At 57.2% G+C, this 21131-nt stretch carries 23 protein-coding genes and 1 pseudogene; 13 read left to right on the top strand and 11 right to left on the bottom strand.

Annotated features, from left to right (window positions below; all coding sequences use genetic code 11):
• Window positions 1-50 precede the first annotated feature (50 nt).
• From ABLV54_RS00750 to araC, 3 genes are read left to right on the top strand one after another with little or no spacing between them, the layout of a single operon-like run.
• Window positions 51-1283 (top strand): oligosaccharide MFS transporter, encoded by a 1233-nt coding sequence (locus tag ABLV54_RS00750; protein WP_017900583.1) that lies wholly within the window; start codon window positions 51-53, stop codon window positions 1281-1283.
• An 18-nt stretch (window positions 1284-1301) separates the two neighbouring features.
• A complete protein-coding gene (locus ABLV54_RS00745) occupies window positions 1302-3311 on the top strand; it encodes a beta-galactosidase (RefSeq protein WP_050533663.1) in 2010 nt (669 codons plus the stop codon).
• A 30-nt stretch (window positions 3312-3341) separates the two neighbouring features.
• Window positions 3342-4214 carry an arabinose operon transcriptional regulator AraC gene (araC, locus tag ABLV54_RS00740; RefSeq protein ID WP_004206480.1) on the top strand — a complete coding sequence of 291 codons (873 nt, stop codon included), beginning with the start codon at window positions 3342-3344 and terminating at the stop codon, window positions 4212-4214.
• 61 nt (window positions 4215-4275) lie between these two features.
• Here the strand turns inward: araC and ABLV54_RS00735 are convergent, their stop codons facing one another.
• The gene (locus tag ABLV54_RS00735; RefSeq protein WP_002886707.1) at window positions 4276-4482 is read right to left on the bottom strand and encodes a DUF1107 domain-containing protein; all 207 of its coding nucleotides are present in this window, start codon (window positions 4480-4482) and stop codon (window positions 4276-4278) included.
• A 324-nt stretch (window positions 4483-4806) separates the two neighbouring features.
• Here ABLV54_RS00735 and ABLV54_RS00730 point away from each other — a divergent pair, with 324 nt between their 5' ends.
• Window positions 4807-5364 carry a YtfJ family protein gene (locus tag ABLV54_RS00730; RefSeq protein ID WP_004206478.1) on the top strand — a complete coding sequence of 186 codons (558 nt, stop codon included), beginning with the start codon at window positions 4807-4809 and terminating at the stop codon, window positions 5362-5364.
• Here the strand turns inward: ABLV54_RS00730 and cysQ are convergent.
• The gene (gene cysQ, locus ABLV54_RS00725; RefSeq protein ID WP_004206477.1) at window positions 5354-6097 is read right to left on the bottom strand and encodes a 3'(2'),5'-bisphosphate nucleotidase CysQ; all 744 of its coding nucleotides are present in this window, start codon (window positions 6095-6097) and stop codon (window positions 5354-5356) included. The genes ABLV54_RS00730 and cysQ overlap by 11 nt on opposite strands.
• Window positions 6098-6289: 192 nt before the next feature.
• Here cysQ and cpdB point away from each other — a divergent pair, with 192 nt between their 5' ends.
• Entirely contained in the window at window positions 6290-8233 is a 1944-nt protein-coding gene (gene cpdB, locus ABLV54_RS00720) for a 2',3'-cyclic-nucleotide 2'-phosphodiesterase (protein ID WP_050533662.1), read from the top strand.
• A 128-nt stretch (window positions 8234-8361) separates the two neighbouring features.
• Here the strand turns inward: cpdB and ABLV54_RS00715 are convergent, their stop codons facing one another.
• Window positions 8362-8733: a helix-turn-helix domain-containing protein gene (locus ABLV54_RS00715; RefSeq protein WP_348813520.1), complete on the bottom strand. Its 372-nt coding sequence runs from the start codon at window positions 8731-8733 to the stop codon at window positions 8362-8364.
• Window positions 8734-8823: 90 nt separating this feature from the next.
• Between ABLV54_RS00715 and ABLV54_RS00710 the strand changes: the two genes are divergently transcribed.
• The 4 genes from ABLV54_RS00710 (at window position 8824) to ytfE (ending at window position 12367) form a co-directional block, all read left to right on the top strand.
• Complete coding sequence (locus ABLV54_RS00710; protein ID WP_023291734.1) at window positions 8824-9672, top strand: SDR family oxidoreductase; 849 nt, start codon at window positions 8824-8826, stop codon at window positions 9670-9672.
• Between the two features lie 78 nt (window positions 9673-9750).
• Complete coding sequence (locus ABLV54_RS00705; protein ID WP_348813503.1) at window positions 9751-10575, top strand: AraC family transcriptional regulator; 825 nt, start codon at window positions 9751-9753, stop codon at window positions 10573-10575.
• Window positions 10576-10650: 75 nt separating this feature from the next.
• Entirely contained in the window at window positions 10651-11622 is a 972-nt protein-coding gene (locus tag ABLV54_RS00700) for a DMT family transporter (RefSeq protein ID WP_044525189.1), read from the top strand.
• A gap of 82 nt (window positions 11623-11704) precedes the next feature.
• Window positions 11705-12367 carry an iron-sulfur cluster repair protein YtfE gene (gene ytfE / locus ABLV54_RS00695; RefSeq protein WP_032454637.1) on the top strand — a complete coding sequence of 221 codons (663 nt, stop codon included), beginning with the start codon at window positions 11705-11707 and terminating at the stop codon, window positions 12365-12367.
• A gap of 104 nt (window positions 12368-12471) precedes the next feature.
• On the opposite strand, the gene cycA is transcribed toward ytfE, so the two are convergent.
• On the bottom strand, window positions 12472-13875 hold the full coding sequence (cycA, locus tag ABLV54_RS00690; RefSeq protein WP_023291730.1) for a D-serine/D-alanine/glycine transporter: 1404 nt from the start codon (window positions 13873-13875) through the stop codon (window positions 12472-12474).
• Window positions 13876-14180: 305 nt separating this feature from the next.
• Window positions 14181-14801, bottom strand: coding sequence for an FKBP-type peptidyl-prolyl cis-trans isomerase (fklB, locus tag ABLV54_RS00685; protein WP_002886687.1), 621 nt, complete (start codon window positions 14799-14801; stop codon window positions 14181-14183).
• Between the two features lie 219 nt (window positions 14802-15020).
• On the opposite strand from fklB, the gene ABLV54_RS00680 reads away from it, so the two are divergent.
• Window positions 15021-15695, top strand: a complete 675-nt coding sequence (locus ABLV54_RS00680; RefSeq protein ID WP_023291729.1) for a LysM-like peptidoglycan-binding domain-containing protein — start codon at window positions 15021-15023, stop codon at window positions 15693-15695.
• A 108-nt stretch (window positions 15696-15803) separates the two neighbouring features.
• Here ABLV54_RS00680 and rplI read toward each other — a convergent pair whose 3' ends face one another.
• From rplI to rpsF, 4 genes are read right to left on the bottom strand one after another with little or no spacing between them, the layout of a single operon-like run.
• Window positions 15804-16253, bottom strand: coding sequence for a 50S ribosomal protein L9 (rplI, locus tag ABLV54_RS00675; RefSeq protein WP_004206464.1), 450 nt, complete (start codon window positions 16251-16253; stop codon window positions 15804-15806).
• A 41-nt stretch (window positions 16254-16294) separates the two neighbouring features.
• Window positions 16295-16522 (bottom strand): 30S ribosomal protein S18, encoded by a 228-nt coding sequence (gene rpsR / locus ABLV54_RS00670; protein ID WP_000135199.1) that lies wholly within the window; start codon window positions 16520-16522, stop codon window positions 16295-16297.
• A gap of 4 nt (window positions 16523-16526) precedes the next feature.
• Window positions 16527-16841 carry a primosomal replication protein N gene (priB, locus tag ABLV54_RS00665; RefSeq protein ID WP_002885722.1) on the bottom strand — a complete coding sequence of 105 codons (315 nt, stop codon included), beginning with the start codon at window positions 16839-16841 and terminating at the stop codon, window positions 16527-16529.
• A 5-nt stretch (window positions 16842-16846) separates the two neighbouring features.
• Window positions 16847-17242, bottom strand: a complete 396-nt coding sequence (gene rpsF, locus ABLV54_RS00660) for a 30S ribosomal protein S6 (protein WP_008807174.1) — start codon at window positions 17240-17242, stop codon at window positions 16847-16849.
• A 341-nt stretch (window positions 17243-17583) separates the two neighbouring features.
• Here rpsF and ABLV54_RS00655 point away from each other — a divergent pair, with 341 nt between their 5' ends.
• Together ABLV54_RS00655 and ABLV54_RS00650 are read left to right on the top strand one after the other, a co-directional pair.
• Complete coding sequence (locus ABLV54_RS00655; RefSeq protein WP_004206463.1) at window positions 17584-17859, top strand: DUF1471 domain-containing protein; 276 nt, start codon at window positions 17584-17586, stop codon at window positions 17857-17859.
• Between the two features lie 149 nt (window positions 17860-18008).
• Window positions 18009-19202 carry an MFS transporter gene (locus ABLV54_RS00650; protein ID WP_023291728.1) on the top strand — a complete coding sequence of 398 codons (1194 nt, stop codon included), beginning with the start codon at window positions 18009-18011 and terminating at the stop codon, window positions 19200-19202.
• Window positions 19203-19264: 62 nt separating this feature from the next.
• Here the strand turns inward: ABLV54_RS00650 and ABLV54_RS00645 are convergent.
• Window positions 19265-19744, bottom strand: a pseudogene (locus tag ABLV54_RS00645) (class II aldolase/adducin family protein); the annotation flags it as partial.
• 16 nt (window positions 19745-19760) lie between these two features.
• Window positions 19761-20477, bottom strand: a complete 717-nt coding sequence (gene yjfP / locus ABLV54_RS00640; RefSeq protein ID WP_023291719.1) for an esterase — start codon at window positions 20475-20477, stop codon at window positions 19761-19763.
• Window positions 20478-20686: 209 nt separating this feature from the next.
• On the opposite strand from yjfP, the gene bsmA reads away from it, so the two are divergent.
• Window positions 20687-20995, top strand: a complete 309-nt coding sequence (bsmA, locus tag ABLV54_RS00635; protein ID WP_023291718.1) for a biofilm peroxide resistance protein BsmA — start codon at window positions 20687-20689, stop codon at window positions 20993-20995.
• Window positions 20996-21131: the final 136 nt, after the last annotated feature.

Genomic DNA, 21131 nt, shown 5'->3' with positions numbered 1-21131 from the left:
TGCTCGCGTCTACACGATCATATTCCTGAATAAAGGAAGCGAGGGTTACCATGATAACGTCGAATAAAAATTACTTTATCAGCTGTCTGTTTTTCCTGTTTTTCTTTATAGGCTGGGGATGCTGCTACCCCTATTTATCACTGTGGTTAACGGAAACCATCGGTATTAACTACACGGACGTCGGTCTGGTTTATTCTTTCACCGCCATTGTGGCCGTCTGCGTTCAGCCATTATTCGGTTTTATATCGGATAAGCTGGTGTATCGTAAGAATCTGATGTGGATGCTGGCGATCATTATCACCTTATTCGCTCCATACTGGATCTATGTCTTCGCGCCTCTGTTAAAAATAAATGTGTTCCTTGGCGCGCTGGCTGGCGGCCTCTATATTGGCATGGCCTACGGCGCAGGCTGCGGGATTTGCGAAGCCTACATCGATAAGGTCAGCCGCGCCTCCGGCTTCGAATTTGGTCGGGCGCGGATGTTCGGCGGCATCGGCGCCGCGATCGGCACCTTTGCGGCAGGAAAGCTCTACGGCATCGATCAGAACATGATTTTCTGGCTGGCCAGCGCAGCAGGCGTCTGCCTGCTGGTGATTGTCTGGAAAATGCAGATCAGCACCCATCAAAAGCAGGGGCTGCTGTCCGGCAAAACGTCGCCGGTTACCCTCCGCGATGCCGTCTCGTTGTTAAAAATTAAAAAATTCTGGTTCTTCGCCCTCTATGTCATTGGTGTCGGGGCGGTCTATGAAACCTATGACCAGCAGTTCGCTATCTACTACAGCCATTTCTTTGAGAGTAAAGCCCGGGGTGCAGAAGTCTTCGGTTATTTAACCACGGGTCAGATTTTCCTTGATGCTATCGTGATGTTCTTTGCACCATGGTTTGTGAATAAAATCGGCCCGAAAAATGCGCTGTTATACTGCGGGCTGATTATGAGCTTGCGCATTATCGGTTCCGCGTGGGCTATTGGCCCGGTATCCATCAGCCTGATTAAACTACTCCATGGATTTGAAAGCTCGGTGTTACTCGTCGCGGCGCTTAAATATATTACCGCTAACTTTAACCCCCTGCTTTCCGCGACGGTTTACTTAATTGGCTTCCAGTTTTCAAAAAGCTTTAGCTCTATTTTTCTCTCCACCGGCATCGGCCATATGTACCAGAGCATGGGCTTTACCAGCAGCTATATCGTGCTCGGTAGTATCGCCCTGTGCTTCACGCTCATTTCGTTTATCACGCTGGATAAAGCACGCGTGTTCTCTTCACAACCTGTGCCCGCGAATTAATGTCAGGAGGTAGTCTGCATGTCTCAGTTATTTTATGGCGTGGCGTATTACGATGAATATATGCCGGAAGATCGGCTGGCCAGCGATATCGCCTTAATGCGCGAAACCGGCATTAACGTGGTGCGTATCGCCGAGTCCACATGGAGTACACTGGAGCCCGAAGAGGGCCAGTACAATTTCTACCATATCGACCGGGTGCTCGAGGCGATGCATGAGGCCGGCATTGCGGTCATCGTCGGGACGCCCACCTACGCGGTCCCGGCCTGGCTGGCGGCGAAACATCCCGATATTCTGGTCACCACCGTCGCGGGGCAGCAAAAATATGGTCCGCGGCAGATCATGGATATCGTCAACCCGACCTTTCGCCGCTATGCCGAAAAAATTATCCGCACGCTGATGGCCCATGTGCAACACCATCCGGCGATTATCGGCTGGCAACTGGATAACGAAACCAAGCATTACGACAATATTGGCCGCTATATGCAGGAGGGCTTCGTGCGCAGCCTGCAGGAGAAATATCCAGACCTCCGACAACTGAATCACGATTTCGGTCTGGATTACTGGAGCAACCGCATTGAACGCTGGCAGGATTTTCCGCCGGTGGAAAACACCATCAACGCCAGCCTCGCCTGCGCCTTCTCCCGCTATCAGCGCCAGCAGGTCACCGAGTATCTGGCCTGGCAGGCGGAGATTGTGCGCGAGTACGCCCAACCGCACCAGTTCGTCACCCACAACTTCGATTTTGAATGGCGCGGTTACTCTTACGGCGTGCAGCCGCGGGTCGACCATTTTGCGGCGGCGCAGGCGCTGGATATCGCCGGCGTCGATATCTATCACCCGAGCCAGGCACACCTGACCGGGCGGGAAATCGCCTTTGGCGGCGCCATCACCCGCTCGCTTAAGCCGGGCCAGAACTACTTCGTGCTGGAAACCCAGGCGCAGGGCTTCGCCCAGTGGACTCCCTACCCGGGCCAGCTGCGCCTGCAGGCGTTCAGCCATATCGCCTCCGGCGCCGCCATGGTCTCCTACTGGCACTGGCATTCGATTCATAACGCCTTCGAAACCTACTGGAAGGGGCTGCTCAGCCACGACTTCTCGCGTAACCCGACCTGGCAGGAGGCCACCACTATCGGGGCTGACTTTGCCCGCCTGTCGCCGCAGCTGGCGGAGCTGAAGGCCGAAAACGACGTTGCGCTGCTGATAAGCAATGAGGCAATGGACGCCCTCAATCACTTCCGTCCTGGCGATGCCGAGGGCAACATTTATAACGATATCTTTCGCCGCTTCCACGATGCGCTGTATGACCACAATATCAGCCTCGACATCATCCACGATGTAAACGAGGAAACCTCGCGCTACCGAGTGCTGATCGTTCCCGGCCTGTACGCTGCCGATGATGGCCTGCTGGCGCGGATCAATCACTATATCGCCGAGGGCGGCAGAGCGCTTATCGGCTTTAAATCGGGCTTTAGCGATGAAAACGTCAAGGTACGCCGCAGCGCGCAGCCTGGGATCCTGCGGCAGAGCTGCGGCGTCAGCTACAGCCAGTTCACCCTGCCGGAAGGGGCGACGGTAAGCTCTTGCTGTGCAGAGATTGATTGCCGCAATGACAATCAGGCTGAGCTGTGGATGGAATTGCTGACGCCCGATGATGGGACCCGCACCTTGCTGCGCTATCAGCATCCGGCATGGGGCGAATACGCCGCCGCCACCGAAGCGGATTATGGCCGGGGACGAGCGATGTATGTTGGCTTCCTGCCGCAGAAGGGATTGATTAGCCAGCTGTTTGATGTACTAACCGCCGATATCGCATTGCGCTCGCGCACTTCCGCCTATCGCTTCCCATTAGTGGTCAAAAAAATGCGTAATCGCGCCGGGAAAACCACCCACTTCCTGTTCAATTACTCCGGCGAGACGCTGGAATTTGTCAGCGAGACCGCGGGTAGCGCGCTGCTGAGCGGGGAGACAGTATACGTCGGCCAGCCGTTGCGCCTCAGGGCCTGGGAATTTACTATCATCGAAAGCTAACGACGCGGCGGCGCTCAGGTGGGAGAGAGAATGGAACTGGATATCAATGAGCTACTCAATTTCTCGCCATTGATGAAGACCTTTACCTTCAATGCCTGGGTCGTCGCAGGCTTCACGCCGATTACCCGCGGCTCCACGCTGGACTACTACATTAACCGCCCGCAGGGGATGAAAGGTTACATCATTAATCTGACCCTGCGCGGCCAGGCGCGGGCGAAGGCGGGCGATGGCTTCCTTCTGTGCCGGGAAAACGATCTGCTGCTGTTTCCTCCCGGGGTGCCCCATCACTACGGCAGGGACGAGCACAGCGAGTATTGGGACCATCTCTGGATCTACTTTATCCCCCGCCCCTACTGGATAGACTGGCTAAAGTGGGACCAAACTACTCACGGTATCGGCAAAACAACCATTAACGATCCCGAACAGCTCCAGCAGCTGCGCGATCTGTTCTACGAAGTGATACGCCATCACTCGGCATCCGCGCCGCTGTCGGAAGCGCTGGCGATGAACGCCCTGGAAAGATTGATCCTTCACTGTTTTCAGCGACAGCCCATCAGCAACCGTCACGCCCACGACCCACGGATTAACGCCGTCTGCGACTACCTCAACGCCCATATTGCGCAGGAGGTAAAAATCGAGACCCTGGCGGCGATGGTATTTATCTCCCCTTCACGTCTGGCGCACCTTTTCAAAAATGAACTGGGGCAAACGGTTTATGCATGGCGGGAAACGCAACGCATCAACCGCGCCAGGTGGCTTATTCAGAGCACCTCGCTCCCGCTTAACAAAATTGCTTTATCGGTAGGCTACAGCGATCCGGTCTATTTCACCCGCTTGTTTCGTAAACATAACGGTATTCCACCGGGCGAATATCGCAAACGCTATGCGGAAATGAAGGGCTAAAAACATCAACGGCTCCCATCGGGAGCCGTCTTTTACCTACTACGTACTGCTACGTTTCAGGTTATGCCATCTCAGTTTGCAGACGCAACACCTGACGATTGACTTCGGACATCACTGACAGATGCAGCTTGTCCTTGACCTTCGGGATAAGGATTTTGCCCTTATCAAATTCAAATGCGCCAACGTCCTTGATGTACAACCGTCCACGAAACAGGATCTTCACGTACTTCGCCACTTGCAGCGGATTGTAGCGTTGGAAAATTTTCATTCTTCTCTCCTGCCAGGGTTACGCTCCTGTGGTGCCACAGTTAGCCCACGTATCGGGAGCGCAAATTTTAATGCCCTAAAACTATAGTCCAGAATCTCAGAGGGACCCAGTATGTATAAGTTTATTTACCCTTTGATGACAATAATTCAGAATTTTCGTTTCAGACATACGATGAAGTAAGTATAAGTCGCCGTTTTTCGACTAATTTGTGCGTCAACACGCAAACTGGCATCCTCATTGCGGGTAATCACCACCAATCGCACTTATGATTAAACGAGACCAAGTGGTCGGATCACCTGCACAAAAAATGATTAAGGAAACCGTATGACCCTACGTAGCATACTGGCCGCCTCGTTACTCCTCGTGCCGCTGCTGGCCTCAGCGCATAACTTTGTCGATGGCCAGCGCGTGGCGCCGGTCGGCGTCGCGGATCGGGGCGAATTAATTCTGGATAATGATAAGTTTAGCTATAAAAACTGGAATAGCTCGCAGCTGGCGGGAAAAGTGCGCGTCGTCCAGCACATCGCCGGACGCTCGTCAGCAAAAGAGAAAAATGCCAATCTGATCGAGGCGATTAAAGCGGCGGGCTTCCCGCACGATCGCTATCAGACCACCACCATCGTCAATACCGACGATGCCATCCCGGGCACCGGTATGTTTGTGCGCAACAGTATCGAAAGCAATAAAAAGCTCTTCCCATGGTCGCAATTTATCGTCGACAGCAATGGATTGGTGCGAAAAGCCTGGCAGCTGGACGAGAAGAGCTCGGCGATTGTGGTGCTGGATAAGAGCGGGCGCATCCAGTGGGCCAAAGACGGCGCGCTCACTCAGCAAGAGGTGCAGCAGGTGATCGACCTGCTGCATAAATTGCTTAATAAATAGAGACCCGGAAGCCGGGATTGAGGAAGGATTCACGCGGCGTGTAGTCGAGGGTTTTGCCCTGCCAGTCGTGAACATGCGCCCCGGCGGCGACCGCGACAGCATGGCCGGCGGCGGTGTCCCAGGTGCTGGTCGGCCCGAAGCGCGGATAGAGCTGGGCCTGGCCTTCCGCCACCAGGCAGAACTTCAGCGAGGAGCCGATGGAAGTGGTCTGGTGCTCGCCCAGCTGCTCAAGGTACTCCTGCAGCTCCGGATCGTTGCCATGGGAGCGGCTGATCACCACCAGCGGTGGACGGGCATCGCGGACCTGGATCTGCTTGCGCACGCCGCACTCTTCTTTCCAGGCTTTGCCTTTTTCCGCGCTGTACATCACCTTCATCACCGGCGCATAGACCACGCCCAGCGTCGGCTTGCCGTTTTCAATCAGCGCGATATTAACGGTGAACTCGCCGTTACGCTTAATAAATTCTTTGGTGCCGTCCAGCGGGTCGACCAGCCAGTAGCGCTGCCAGTGCTGGCGCACTTCCCAGGCCGGCGGGTCCTCTTCCGACAGAATGGGAATGGTGGCATCCAGCGCCTGCAGGCCGCTGACAATGACTTTATGCGCCGCGAGATCCGCCGCCGTGACCGGAGAATCATCTTTCTTGCTGGCGACGTTGATCGGTTGGTTTCCATCGTAAACTTCCATGATGGCATCGCCCGCGTTCCGTGCAAGCTGACATACTTGTTCTAACATTCTCCACCTCGTCTGGTTACAGTGGCGTTAACTCGTTGTTTTATTTATATCGCATCACCGCAAGTTCCGCTATCTGTGATAACGATGGCGGTTTCGCTGCCCACTTTTCTGGCAATATTCACATTTCTGTAAGCAACAGAATATAAATACATTTTCTTCTGTGCTATCGCTCATAAAAAAAGGACGCCTCTGATGATTAAGTTTAGCGCAACGCTCCTGGCCACGCTGATCGCCGCCAGCGTCAGCGCCGCAACGGTCGACCTGCGGATCATGGAAACCACCGATCTGCACAGCAATATGATGGACTTTGACTATTACAAAGATGCCGCCACGGAGAAATTCGGCCTGGTGCGTACCGCCACCCTGATCGAACAGGCGCGGGCAGAAGCGAAAAACAGCGTACTGGTAGATAACGGGGATGTGATCCAGGGGAGCCCGCTGGGCGACTACATGGCCGCCAGGGGGCTGAAAGAGGGCGATGTTCATCCAGTGTATAAGGCGATGAACACCCTGAATTATGCCGTCGGCAACCTGGGCAACCATGAATTCAACTACGGCCTCGACTTCCTGCACAAAGCGCTGGCGGGGGCGAAATTCCCTTACGTGAACGCCAATATCATCGATGCCAAAACCGGCAAACCGATGTTCACCCCCTACCTGATTCAGGATACCCCGGTTCAGGACAGCGACGGTCAATCCCACACCCTGCGCATCGGCTATATCGGCTTTGTGCCGCCGCAGATCATGACCTGGGATAAAGCCAATCTTAGCGGCAAAGTGACGGTCAACGACATTACCAAAACCGCGCGCAAATATATCCCGGAGATGCGGGCGAAAGGCGCTGACGTGGTCGTGGTGGTCGCGCACTCCGGCCTCTCCGCCGACCCGTATCAGGCGATGGCCGAGAACTCGGTCTACTACTTAAGCCAGGTGCCCGGCGTTGACGCCATCATGTTCGGCCACGCCCACGCGGTGTTCCCCGGCAAAGACTTCGCCAACATTAAAGGCGCGGATATCGCCAGAGGGACGCTGAACGGCGTGCCGGCGGTAATGCCGGGAATGTGGGGCGATCACCTCGGGGTGGTCGATCTGGTGCTGAACAACGACAGCGGAAAATGGCAGGTGACTCAGAGTAAAGCGGAAGCGCGGCCAATCTACGACGCGGTGGCGAAGAAATCGCTGGCGGCGGAAGACGGCAAGCTGGTGGCGGTGCTGAAAGCCGATCACGACGTCACTCGCGAGTTCGTCAGTCAGCCGATCGGCAAGTCCGCCGACAACATGTACAGCTATCTGGCGCTGGTGCAGGACGACCCGACGGTGCAGGTGGTCAACATGGCGCAAAAAGCCTACGTCGAACACTACATTCAGGGCGACCCGGATCTGGCGAAACTGCCGGTGCTCTCCGCCGCCGCGCCGTTTAAAGTCGGCGGGCGTAAAAACGATCCGGCGAGCTTCGTGGAAGTGGAAAAAGGCCAGCTCACCTTCCGCAACGCCGCCGACCTCTATCTCTACCCGAACACCCTGGTGGTGATGAAGGTCAGCGGGAAGGAGGTCAAGGAGTGGCTGGAGTGCTCGGCCGGGCAGTTTAACCAGATAGACCCGGCCAGCAGCAAGCCGCAGTCGCTGATCAACTGGGACGGCTTCCGCACCTATAACTTCGACGTGATTGACGGGGTGAACTACCAGATCGACGTCAGCCAGCCGGCCCGCTACGACGGCGAGTGCCAGATGATCCATCCGCAGGCAGAGCGCATCAAGGGCCTGACCTTCAATGGCAAACCGGTCGATCCGCAGGCCACTTTCCTGGTCGCCACCAATAACTATCGCGCTTACGGCGGTAAATTCGCCGGCACCGGCGAAAGCCATATCGCCTTTGCCTCACCGGATGAAAACCGTTCGGTGCTGGCGGCGTGGATTGGCGCGCAATCGAAGAAGGATGGCGCGATCCATCCGGCGGCGGATAACAACTGGCGCCTGGCGCCGATCCACAGTAAGACGCCGCTGGATATTCGTTTTGAGACCTCGCCTGGCGACAAAGCCGCGGCGTTTATCAAAGAGAAAGCCCAGTATCCGATGCGCCAGGTGGCCGCCGATGATATCGGCTTCGCCATTTATCAGCTGGATTTGAGTCAGTAATGCCTGTTCCCCGGTGGCGCTGCGCTTACCGGGGCTACAAACCGGAGCTGACGGGTAGCCCGGATAAGGCGCCAGCCGCTATCCGGGTACATCTCCCCGGTGGCGGGGCTACAGGGAGTGATACATTTTCACTCCCCGTGGCTCGCCAGCATCGCGGGCAGATTAACCTCGATCCAGTCCGCCAGGGCGGCCACCTTATCGCTCACCTGCAGACCGAGCGGCGTCAGGCTATATTCAACGTGCGGCGGCACCACCGGATAAGAGACGCGGTCGATAAAACCATCCTGCTCCAGGGCCTGCAGCGACTGCGCCAGCATCTTTTCGCTGACCCCGCCCATTTTGCGCCGCAGATCGCTGAAGCGATGGGTCCCCTCGCGCAGCGCCACCAGAATCAACACGCCCCAGCGGCTGGTGACATGTTTAAGCACATCGCGCGACGGGCACTGTTCCGCAAACAGATTGCCGTTGCGCAGTTTATCGCTCAGCGTCGGTTCGGCCATTTTCATACTTACCTTTTTGTACGTACTTACTAAAAGTTAGTTAAGGTGTTAGCTTACCACAACTGCCAATAAACACGAAGGAGAAGCCCCATGATCGCCCTTACCGGTGCCACCGGCCAGCTTGGCCACTACGTTCTGCAAGACCTGCTTAAAACCGTTCCTGCCAGCCAGATTGTGGCGATTGTCCGCAACCCGGCCAAAGCCCAGGCGCTCAGCCAGCAGGGCGTTGTCGTCCGCCAGGCCGACTATAGCGACGAAGCGGCATTGACCGCCGCGCTGCAGGGTGTGAATAAACTGCTGTTAATCTCCTCCAGCGAAGTCGGCCAGCGTGCCGTACAGCACCGCAACGTCATCAACGCCGCCAAAGCCGCTGGGGTGACATTCATCGCCTATACCAGCCTGCTGCACGCCGACACTTCGCCGCTGGGCCTGGCCGCAGAGCATATTGAAACCGAGCAGATGCTGGCCGACTCTGGCATCGCTTACGCCCTGCTGCGCAATGGCTGGTATACCGAAAACTATCTGGCCAGCGCGCCGCCGGCGCTGGAGCACGGCGTGTTTATCGGCGCCGCCGGCGAAGGTAAAATTGCCTCCGCTACCCGCGCGGATTATGCCGCCGCGGCCGCCCGCGTTATCGCCGGTGAAGGCCATGCAGGGAAAGTTTACGAACTGGCGGGCGATAACGCCTGGACGCTGAGCGACCTGGCTGCCGAGCTGAGCACGCACAGCGGGAAAAACGTGGTCTATCAGAACCTCAGCGAAGCCGACTTCGCCGCCGCGCTGAAAAGCGTCGGCCTGCCGGCGGGTCTGGCGGATATGCTGGCGGACTCCGACGTCGGCGCCTCGAAAGGCGGGCTGTTTGACGACAGCCACACCCTGAGTACATTGATTGGCCGTCCGACCACTTCCCTTGCCGAAAGCGTGAAAGGCATGCTGTAACCGCCCCTCTCAGCTTTTGCGGTTGCGTCCCGGCGGTTCCTCTCTCATATTGAAGAGATCAACCGTCGGGAGGCAGGCATGCAGGGCGTACCACCCCAATTTAGTGATGAAAAAGATCGTGCGCGCTTTCGCCATCTCGAACAGCTTCCCGGGGTGGAGCTTTACCACGCCCATATCTCCCGCTACGCCTTTGAACCCCATACTCACGAAGCCTTCGGCATCGGCGTGATTGAGCAAGGCGCCGAGCGCTTTCGCTACCGTGGCAGCCAGCATATCGCCGCCGCCAACGCTATTGTCACCATGAATCCCGACGAGCTGCACACCGGCGAAGCGGAAACCGCCGACGGCTGGCGCTACCGGATGATTTATCTGGAGCCGGACCGTCTGGAAGCCATCACCGGGGTGCGCAACTGGTGGTTCAGCGAGGTGGTCCGCGAGGATCCCCTGCGGTCCCGGCGGATTGGCCAGCTAATATATGGCCTGTGGCACAGCGACGATGCGCTGGCCCAGCAGGGAATGCTGCTCGACCTCATCGACACCTTCCGCCCTCTGGCCCACCATGCCTCGGCGCAGGGCGAGACAGGACATCGCTTCGACCGCGTGCGCGACTACCTGCACGATAACTATATGCGCCCCATCACCCTCGACGAGCTGGCTCAGGTGGCGGCGCTTAGCCCGTACCACTTTCAGCGCCAGTTTAAAGCCCACTATCATGTGACGCCCCATCAGATGTTGATGGCCATCCGCCTGTGGCGCGCCAAGGCGTTTCTCACCCACGGCATGCCCGCCGCCGAAGTGGCGATAGCCGTCGGCCTTACCGACCAGTCTCACCTGACCCGCGCCTTTACCCAGCGTTACGGCATTACGCCGGTACGCTATCAGAAGCAGGTCGCCAGGCGCTGATGCGCAATCTCATACAATATTCCCGCCCGCTCTCCTTCTACACTGCAGACAACCGTGATGACAATGGATGCAATGATGATTAGTGGTGTGTTGTACGCCCTGCTGGCGGGGCTGATGTGGGGATTAATCTTTGTCGGGCCTTTGCTGGTGCCCGAGTATCCGGCGATGCTCCAGTCGATGGGACGCTATCTGGCGCTGGGTCTGATCGCCCTGCCGCTGGCATGGCTCGGGCGTGCGCGTTTGCGCCAGCTGAGCCGGAACGACTGGTGGACCGCGCTGGGTCTGACGATGATGGGAAATCTTATCTATTACGTCTGTCTGGCCAGCGCCATTCAGCGCACCGGGGCGCCGGTTTCCACCATGATTATCGGCACGCTGCCGGTGGTATTGCCGGTCTTCGCCAATCTGCTCTACAGCCAGCGCGACGGAAAGCTGCCGTGGCGGCGCCTGTTTCCGGCGCTGGTCTGCATCGCCGTCGGCCTGATCTGCGTTAACGTCGCGGAACTGCGCCAGGGGTTGCCTGATTTTAGTCCGTGGCGCTACGGCTCCGGCATTGCGCTGGCGCTGGGGTCGGTGGTCTGCTGGGCCTGGTATGCGCTGCGCAACGCCCGCTGGCTGCGGGAGAATCCGCATCAACCGCCGATGATGTGGGCTACCGCTCAGGCGCTGGTGACGCTTCCGGTTTCGCTGGCCGGTTATCTCGCCGCCTGCGCCTGGCTGCACGGTCAGCAGGCCGGGTTCCCCCTGCCCTTCGGCCCGCGCCCGGCGGTGTTCATTACGCTGATGCTGGCCATCGCGGTGCTCTGCTCATGGGTCGGCGCGCTGTGCTGGAATATTGCCAGTCAACGGTTGCCGACGGTGATCCTCGGGCCGCTTATCGTTTTCGAAACCCTGGCCGGGCTCCTGTATACCTTTCTGCTGCGACAAAGCTTACCGCCGCTGCTGACCCTGAGCGGTATCCTGCTGCTGGTGCTCGGCGTGGTCTCCGCCGTACGCGCCAGGCCGGACAAACCGACGTTGCAACCGCTGACGCACGAAAAAAAGTAGCCGGGCCCTCTTAAGGGGTATTCCCTCGCCATAAAGATGCATTTAAAATGCATCTTATATTCCTGATGACGAGGTAACTGCTATGGCTTTCCGTGACCAACCTTTAGGCGAGCTGGCGCTGACCATCCCGCGCGCCTCCGCCCTGTTCCGTCAATACGATATGGACTACTGCTGCGGCGGCAAACAGACGCTGGCGCGCGCCGCATCGCGTAAAGCGCTGGATGTCGCGGTGATCGAAGCCGAGCTGGCGAAACTGGCCGAGCAGCCCGTCACCCACGACTGGCGCGCGGCGCCTCTTGCGGAGATTATCGATCATATCATCGTTCGCTATCATGATCGGCACCGCGAACAGCTGCCGGAGCTGATCCTGCAGGCCACCAAGGTGGAACGGGTCCATGCCGATAAACCGAACGTGCCGAAAGGGCTGACGAAGTACCTGACCATGCTGCAGCAGGAGCTCTCCAGCCACATGATGAAAGAGGAGCAGATCCTGTTCCCGATGATCAAACAGGGGATGGGCGCCCAGGCCGGGGGCCCCATCAGCGTGATGGAAAGCGAGCATGACGAAGCGGGTGAACTGCTGGAGGTGATCAAACATATCACCCATAACGTGACGCCGCCGCCGGAAGCGTGCACCACCTGGAAAGCGATGTATAACGGTATCAACGAGATGATTGACGATCTGATGGAGCACATCAGCCTGGAAAATAACGTGCTGTTCCCGCGTGCCCTCGCAGGAGAATAACGAAAAAGGCGCCCGCAGGCGCCCTCGACATTGTCCGTCTTATTTGGCCACTCCGGGTGGCCTTTTTTATGACGGTCCGTTGCAAGCAACGTTAAAATGCTCTTTTATTTCGCCAGACGTTTTTTGCCGGCAAACAGCCAGCCCGCACCCAGCAGAACGAACCACAGCGGGGTGACCATCAGCGCTTCACGGGTGTCATCTTCGAGGGTCAACAGCACCAGTACGAAGACGAAGAAGGCCATGCACACCCAGCACATTAATTTGCCCAGCGGCATCTTATATTTGGACTTCTCGTGCAGCTGCGGACGCTTTTTACGGTAGACCAGATAAGAGCAAAGGATGATGGTCCAGACGAACATGAACAGGATCGCCGACACCGTGGTGATCATGGTGAACGCGGCGATCACGCTCGGGTTGACCATCAGCATCACCACACCGCCCAGCAGGCACATGCAGGAGAAGGTTAAGCCCTTCGCCGGCACCGCACGCTTCGACAGCTTGGCGAACATCTTCGGCGCCTGACCATCCTGCGCCAGACCGAACAGCATACGGCTGGTGGAGAAGACGCCGCTGTTGGCTGAGGAGGCTGCGGAAGTCAGCACCACGAAGTTAATCAGGCTCGCCGCCGCCGGCAGACCGACCAGCACGAACAGCTCAACGAACGGGCTCTTGCTCGGCACCACGGAGCTCCATGGCGTCACCGACATAATCACAATCAGCGCGAAGACGTAGAACATAATGATACGCAGCGGGATGGAGTTAATCGCCCGCGGCAGGGATTTTTCCGGGTCTTTGGTTTCGGCCGCGGTGGTACCGACCAGCTCAATCCCCACGAAGGCGAATACCGCAATCTGGAAGCCGGCGAAGAAGCCGCTCAGCCCTTTCGGGAACCAGCCGCCGTCATTCCACAGATGCGCGAAAGAGGCTTCGACGCCGGTCGGCGATTTAAAATGCATCATGACCATCACCAGGCCGACCACGATCAGCGCCACGATGGCGACGATTTTGATCATCGCGAACCAGAACTCCATTTCGCCAAACATTTTGACGGTGGCAAGGTTCAGGCCCAGCAGCAGCAGGATCACCGCCAGCGACGCGACCCAGTCGGAGAGTCCGGGAAACCAGAACTGCGCGTAGGCAGTGATCGCCACCACGTCCGCCATCCCCGTCACCACCCAGCAGAACCAATAGGTCCAGCCGGTAAAGTAGCCCGCCCAGGGGCCCAGCAGATCGGCCGCGAAGTCGCTGAAGGATTTATATTCGAGGTTCGACAGCAGTAATTCGCCCATGGCTCGCATAACGAAAAACAGCATAAAACCGATAATCATATAAACAAAAATAATGGATGGCCCGGCAAGGCTGATGGTTTTGCCAGAACCCATAAATAATCCAGTGCCGATCGCCCCGCCAATTGCAATCAGCTGAATATGTCGGTTTGTGAGATTTCGCCGTAGCGATTGTTCAGTCGGCTCCTGCTCGACAGCAGCGACTTTAACCTGATCTACCATGTGATTTCTTCCTGTTGTACCTGTCTGTGTTGTTCAGGCTCTGATGGCCTGTCGTCTGTCATTAACCCCAGCAAGGGCTAGTCGATATTAGGTAAGAATCGGAGGGATGAATACTATGATTTAGATATAATGTTAATTTTATGTTTAAAGTGAGTGTTATATCACTCATCTAACGCGAAATAGCTCACAAAAATACACCCATACGCGATGAATGCAAAACATAATTCCAATTAATTTTTAACTTAAGGATTTTACGCTATTTTTGTGGCTTCCCCCGCCGCCGGGGAAGAGGAAGCCTCTGCTGTTTAGATAATATCCAGCAGTTCAACTTCGAAGATCAGAGTGCTGAACGGAGGAATCGACGCGCCAGCGCCGCGCTCGCCGTAGGCGAGGTTGTGCGGGATGGTCAGTTCCCATTTGGAACCTACCGGCATCAGGGTCAGCGCTTCAATCCAGCCGCCGATTACGCCGGTCACCGGGAACTCTGCCGGTTCGCCGCGGGCGACGGAGCTGTCGAAGACGGTGCCGTCGATCAGTTTACCGGTGTAGTGCACGCGTACGCGGTCGGTACGGGCCGGGATCGGGCCTTCGCCCTGGGTCAGCACGCGGAACTGCAGACCGGACTCGGTGCTGTTCACACCCTCTTTCTCGCGGTTTTCATCAAGGTATTTCTGGCCGTCAGCGGCCATCGCCTGGAAACGCTCGCGACGCACGGCGTCGGCGCGCTCGTGGATTTCACGCAGCGCACGGTGGACGGCTTCTACCGGCACCTGCGGCTGGTTACCTTCCAGCGCATCGGCGATACCCGCCACCAACGCTTCCGGCAGCAGCCCCTGCAGGCCGGATTCGCTCAGCTGTTGTCCAACCTGCAAGCCGATACCGTAACTTGCCTGCGCTTCGATAGTGTCAAAAGTTGGGGTTGCCATCTTTGTTCCTTTTTTGGGTGATAAACATCAAGAGAAAAGCGTCCGGAAGCATAACAGCCATAGCGAAATGGGTAAAACTTTGTCGGCGGATGATGACAAATCTCAGCGAAAAAGAAACAATAGGCGGCATCAGGTTAACTTCACTTTGTTCCGGTCATCAGGACGTTAGCCATCTATACTCATAGGCAGGATAAAAATATGCGGAGCAGGAGGAAAGCCATGCCCGGGCGCTTTGAACTGACATCTACCCTGGCGAAAATCTGGCACGCCCCGGATCATTTTCGCCTCCTGGACCCACTGCCCCCGATGCACCGCCGGGGAATTATCGCTGGCTTCCTGTTGGTGATTATCGGCATTCTGCTTCCCTCAGACGATAGCCAAAACCCGGCGTCCACCAGCCGTGAAGCAAACCTGAATCTGCAGTCGCAGTCCCAACCGCAAGCTGGCGGCAATCAGGCCGTTCCGCTGCCGCCGATCACCAATACGCCTACCGTGAGCGATGCCGACCAGATGGCGCCGGTCGCCCCGGAGCCGATTCAGGATGAGCAGCCGGATCAGGCGCAGACGCAGCAGCCCGCCGCCTCCCAGCCCTATCAATCCTCATCGCAGCAGTCCGCGCCGGGCATTGAGCAGCAATGGCGGACCTATCGCATCGAGTCAGGCAAAACCCTGGCCCAGCTGTTCCGCGATCATGGGCTGCCGGCCACCGACGTTTACGCCATGGCGCAGGTTGAAGGCGCAGGTAAACCATTAAGCACGTTGCAGAGCGGACAGACGGTGCAGATTCGGCAGAACGCCAACGGCGTGGTCACCGGGCTCACTATTGATACCGGCAACGGCCAGCAGGTGCTGTTTACCCGCCAGTCGAACGGCAGCTTTGTGCGTGCGCGCTAGCAGCGAAGACGACAGCGAGCGTTACGCCGCCGCAAAATGAAAGACGCTAAAAAGCAAAACGCCGGCACAAGGCCGGCGATTTGTTGTTACCAGAACGTCAGAGGCCGATTACTCAGCAACCACGTTGATGATAACTTTAGCGAAAACTTCGCTGTGAACCTGGAAGTCCACTTCGTGCTCGCCAACGTTACGCAGAACGCCGTTCGGCAGGCGAACTTCGCTCTTAGCAACTTTAACGCCTGCTGCAGTGACAGCGTCAGCGATGTCGCGAGTACCGATGGAACCGAACAGTTTACCTTCGTCGCCAGCTTTAGACGCGATGGTTACGGATTCCAGGGCGTTGATCTGCGCAGCACGAGCTTCAGCAGCTGCCAGAACGTCAGCCAGTTTGGCTTCCAGTTCAGCGCGACGTGCTTCGAAGAATTCAACGTTTTTCTTGGTAGCAGGAACAGCTTTACCCTGCGGGACCAGGAAGTTACGAGCATAGCCCGCTTTAACGTTAACCTGATCACCCAGGCTACCCAGGTTTGCTACTTTATCAAGCAGAATAACTTGCATTACCTTATCCTCTCAAAGTCGTATTAATGGACCGTGACCGATTACTGATGACGATCAGTGTACGGCAGCAGGGACAGGTAGCGAGCGCGTTTGATAGCGCGAGCCAGCTGACGCTGGTATTTTGCACGGGTACCGGTGATACGGCTCGGGACAATCTTACCGCTTTCGGTGATGTAGTTTTTCAGCGTAGCGATATCTTTATAGTCGATCTCTTGAACGCCTTCCGCGGTGAAACGGCAGAACTTGCGACGACGGAAATAACGTGCCATATGGCTAGTCTCCAGAATCTATCAATTCAATCTGCTCGGCATGCAGAACCATTTTGCTCAAGCCGTTCTTTGCCTTATGGCAAGAGATGAACCCTCGAACGGTTACTGCGCTACCGACCGTTATACTGTGAGTAATGGCCTGGTTCTCGTGACCGCTAATAATAACGGGCATTTGACACCATGCCTGCCGGTGAAAACCGGCTTCCTCCTGCACTGAACGATGCTCAAGCACGAACTGGCAGTGAGGAATTCCTGACGGGCTGACCTTACGAAGTGGAGTCCTGCAAATAATGCCGGACAGCTCCAGACGGTTGGTCATCAGGATTACTCTTCAGAATCCCCAGCTTCAGAATCATCTGCGGTTTCGTTGGCGAAATCTTCGCGACGCTCACGGCGCTCGTCTTTCGCTTTAACCATCGGAGATGCTTCGGTAACAGCGTGCTTAGTACGCATTACCATGCTGCGGATAACGGCGTCGTTGAAGCGGAAGTTAGTTTCCAGCTCATCGATCGCTTCCTGCGGCGCTTCAACGTTCAGCAGAACGTAGTGAGCTTTGTGCAGTTTGTTGATCGGATAAGCCAGCTGACGGCGGCCCCAGTCTTCCAGACGGTGGATCGTACCTGCTGCTGCAGTGATTGCACCAGTGTAACGTTCGATCATGCCCGGAACCTGTTCGCTCTGGTCAGGATGGACCATAAAAACGATTTCGTAATGACGCATCGAATTGCTCCTTACGGATTATTCAGCCTCCTGTCTGGGTCAGCCGCGGCCCATGGAGGCAAGGAACGTGTTAAAGGGCGGCTGAAAAATTGACGCGTCATTCTAATGGCGGCCCCCCAGGAACACAAGCGCATTTGCACAAATAATTCGCACTAAGCGCCAAGTGGCGCTAAGTGGGTGATTTAAAATTAACCAGCAAAGGAAGCGGCATTTTTTTGAACAACTGCATCAGAAAAGGTCGCGATACGCCGTTCAATCAGCGATTACACTTAAATCAGAAACCCAATGACCACAGGAGAGCCCCGAGTCAGCGTCAGGACTGTCAGTCAGGAGCGTAGTATATGAAACTGAAAATCATCGCCATGATGGCTGCGCTTTTCTTCAGCGCCAACGCGTTGGCAGCTATCCAAATCACCGAACGACAGGCCCGCAACATGGACGATGTGCAGAGCCTCGGCGTTATCTATATCAATCACAATATGGCCACTGAGCACGAGGCCGAACAGGCCCTTAGCCAGCTGAGCGATGCGCAGGGGGCGAAATATTTTCAGCCCATCCTGATGCACGAACCAGAAACCAACGGCCCGCTTCGCGCCAGCGCGGTGATTTACCGCTAATGTCGGGTCCATTCTTCGCCTCTCCTCGCGAGGGGCGAAGCAAGGCCAGCGGCTAAACGCAATTGAGAATAATTTTATAAATCAACTTATCAGCGTCATCGCAACCTGATTTAATCAGCCACTCGCCATTTGATATTCAGGAGTGATTGATGGTTCCGCGTTTCGCCACCTTAGGCCGCATCCCCAAAGGCGTTTGGGTACTCGGCGGCGTCAGCCTGCTGATGGATGTGTCGTCCGAGATGATCCACAGTCTCTTACCGCTGTTTATGGCCACCACCCTCGGCGCCAGCGTGATTATCATCGGTCTTATCGAGGGGCTGGCGGAAGCCACCGCCCTGATCCTGAAAATCTTCTCCGGCGCGATTAGCGACTACGTCGGTAAGCGCAAAGGGCTGGCGCTGCTGGGCTACGGCCTGGGCGCGCTCAGCAAGCCGCTGTTTGCCATCGCCCCGACCGCCGGCGTGGTGTTTAGCGCCCGCATGATCGACCGCGTAGGCAAAGGCATTCGCGGCGCGCCGCGCGACGCGCTGGTCGCCGACGTCACCCCACCGGAGATCCGCGGCGCCGCCTACGGGCTACGTCAGGCGCTGGATACCGTTGGCGCCTTTCTCGGCCCGCTGCTGGCGGTGCTGCTGATGTTTATCTGGGCCAACGATTTTCACGCTATATTCTGGGTGGCGGTTATTCCCGCCGTGCTCTCTATTCTCCTGCTGGGTTTTGGCCTGCAGGAGCCAAAATCCGCCATCGACCATCAACGCAGTAATCCGCTGAAGCGCGAAAATCTGCAAAAGCTCTCCGCCGCCTACTGGTGGGTGGTCGCCATCGGCAGCATCTTCACCCTCGCCCGCTTCAGCGAAGCCTTTCTGGTGCTGCGCGCCCAGCAGATGGAGATCCCGCTGTTTACCATTCCGCTGGTAATGGTGGCGATGAACCTGGTCTACAGCGTTACGGCCTACCCGTTCGGCAAGCTCTCTGACAGCATGAGCCACAGCAAACTGCTGCAGTGGGGACTGCTGGTGCTGATCCTCGCCGATATCGTGCTGGCCCTCAGCGCCCACTGGAGCACGCTGCTGGTCGGGGTCGCGCTGTGGGGAATTCATATGGGGATGACCCAGGGGCTGCTGGCGGCGATGGTCGCCCATACGGCGCCGCCGGCGCTACGCGGCACGGCGTTCGGTATGTTCAACCTGATGAGCGGCCTGGCGCTGTTGCTGGCCAGTACCGGCGCAGGCGTGCTGTGGGAAACCTTCGGTGCCGCTTCGACGTTTTACGCTGGCGCGATAATTTGCGTGGTCACGCTCATCGGCATGCGCGCTATGCCGTCGGCTTATCGTCAGGGCTAAAAACGGCTCCGGGGCCAGACCAGTTGCTTTACCGTGACGGTGAAAGCCCCGGAGCGCGTCGTTTACTTCTGCCCGTAGTAGGCGTTCGGCCCGTGTTTACGCAGAAAATGTTTTTCCATCAGCCAGCTGTCAATCGGCTGCAGCCGCGGATTAATGCCGCGGGCAATCCACGCCATGCGCGCCACCTCTTCCATCACCACCGCGTTGTGCACCCCCTCGTGGGCGTCTTTCCCCCAGGAGAACGGCCCGTGCTGATAGACGACGATCCCCGGCGTATGCAACGGGTTTGCCTCGCCCAGCGTTTCGATAATCACCTTTCCGGTGTTCAGCTCGTAGGCCTCATCCACCTCCTGCGCGCTAAGCGCCCGGGTGCAAGGGATATCGCCGAAAAAGTAGTCCGCATGGGTGGTGCCGAGCGCCGGGACCGCCAGCCCCGCCTGTGCCCAGGCGGTAGCGTGCGTCGAATGGGTATGCACTACCCCGCCAAGGCCGGGATAACGGCGATAGAGCGCCAGATGGGTAGCGGTATCAGAGGAGGGACGTCAGCGTGATCCGCGTTTAAAGATGCTGCTGGAAAAAGGCGACCGTCGTGGCCAGCGCCTCCGGGGTGATGCGATGGCGGACGCCTTTCTGCCAGACGCAGGTCAGCCTGGCGGCAAGATCGCTCTGCCTGAGCGCCTGCTCAAGCCGGAAGGTCTCTGCCGGCGGCACCACGTCGTCGGCATCGCCATGCCAGAGCAGCAGCGGCCGCCGGGCGAGCGACGCCAGCTGATGACTGACATCCCACTCGCTGAGGCTGTCGCCATCAAAGCCAGGCGAGGGAAACAGGGTTTGCGACAGCGAACGAAAATAACCCGACCCCATCAGGCAGGCGACGCTGTTCAGCTCGGGATGATGCGTCATGATACCCAGAGCCGTCATTCCCCCCATCGACGCCCCCGCCACCGCCAGTCGCTCTCCTTCCAGCCAGCCTTCGGCGATAATCGCCTCGCGCAGCGCGGGAAACTCTCTGAAATTCTGCTGCAGGATCGGCCAGAAGCGCTGCATCCGCCCGGTCTCATCACCGTGATAGCGCGCGCCATGCTCCGGCGCGTCCGGCATAATCACCCGGAAACCCGCCTGGGCCAGCGCCACTGCAAAGTAGCTGTAAACCAGTTTTGACGAGGTAAAGCCATGATAAAAGACGATACAGGGCAGTGGCTTATCCAGACTTTCCTGCGGGCAGGCATGCAAAATTTCCCCACCACCGAGGTTGCGCATTTCGAGTGCAATCATTTATCGTCTCCCTTCTCTATTGTGGTTAGGCGGCATGGGAAAATGCATTCACCAGGCAACCCCGTTTGCTACGATTCATAATGTTGAGAACCCGGTTACGCTTTCACAACATTTTCATTCGAAAATCGCGTCAGAGATAACAGTTCGGGAACATTCCCCGGAAATCCTGTTAAGGCTACCACTACACTATCACTATCAGGAAACGAGATATGGTTATGCGCAGGTTTTGTCCGTGGTTACTGGCTATCGTCCTCAGCGGGTGTAGCGCTCTGCAGGGAACGCCGGAAGCCCCGCCGCCCGCCACCGACCATCCGCAGGAGATCCAGCGCAACCAGACGGCTGGCCTGCAGAAAATGGCCACGGTGAGCGTACTGATGTACGGTTCGCCGATGGATGTCGAAGCGGCGCTGAAGGCCAAAGCAGAAGCGGCCAAAGCCGATTACTACGTCATCATCATGATCGATGACACCATGGTACCCGGCCAGTGGTATTCGCAGGCGATCCTCTATCGTCGATGACGAGGCGGCGTCTTTAAATCTGCTTTACACAGCTTTGCGTCCATTCACGTTCTCCTGTGCATAATAACGTTCGGCCAGCCACCTGGCAGGACGTTAGCAACGGACTGCCCTTGGGACTACGTGAAATGGAGCTGAC

This window comes from Klebsiella sp. JB_Kp042 (assembly GCF_040065275.1).
In the GTDB taxonomy this organism is placed as follows: Bacteria; Pseudomonadota; Gammaproteobacteria; order Enterobacterales; family Enterobacteriaceae; genus Klebsiella; species Klebsiella quasipneumoniae.
Note: the sequence above shows the minus strand (reverse complement) of the source record. Positions and strands in the feature narration are given on the sequence as shown.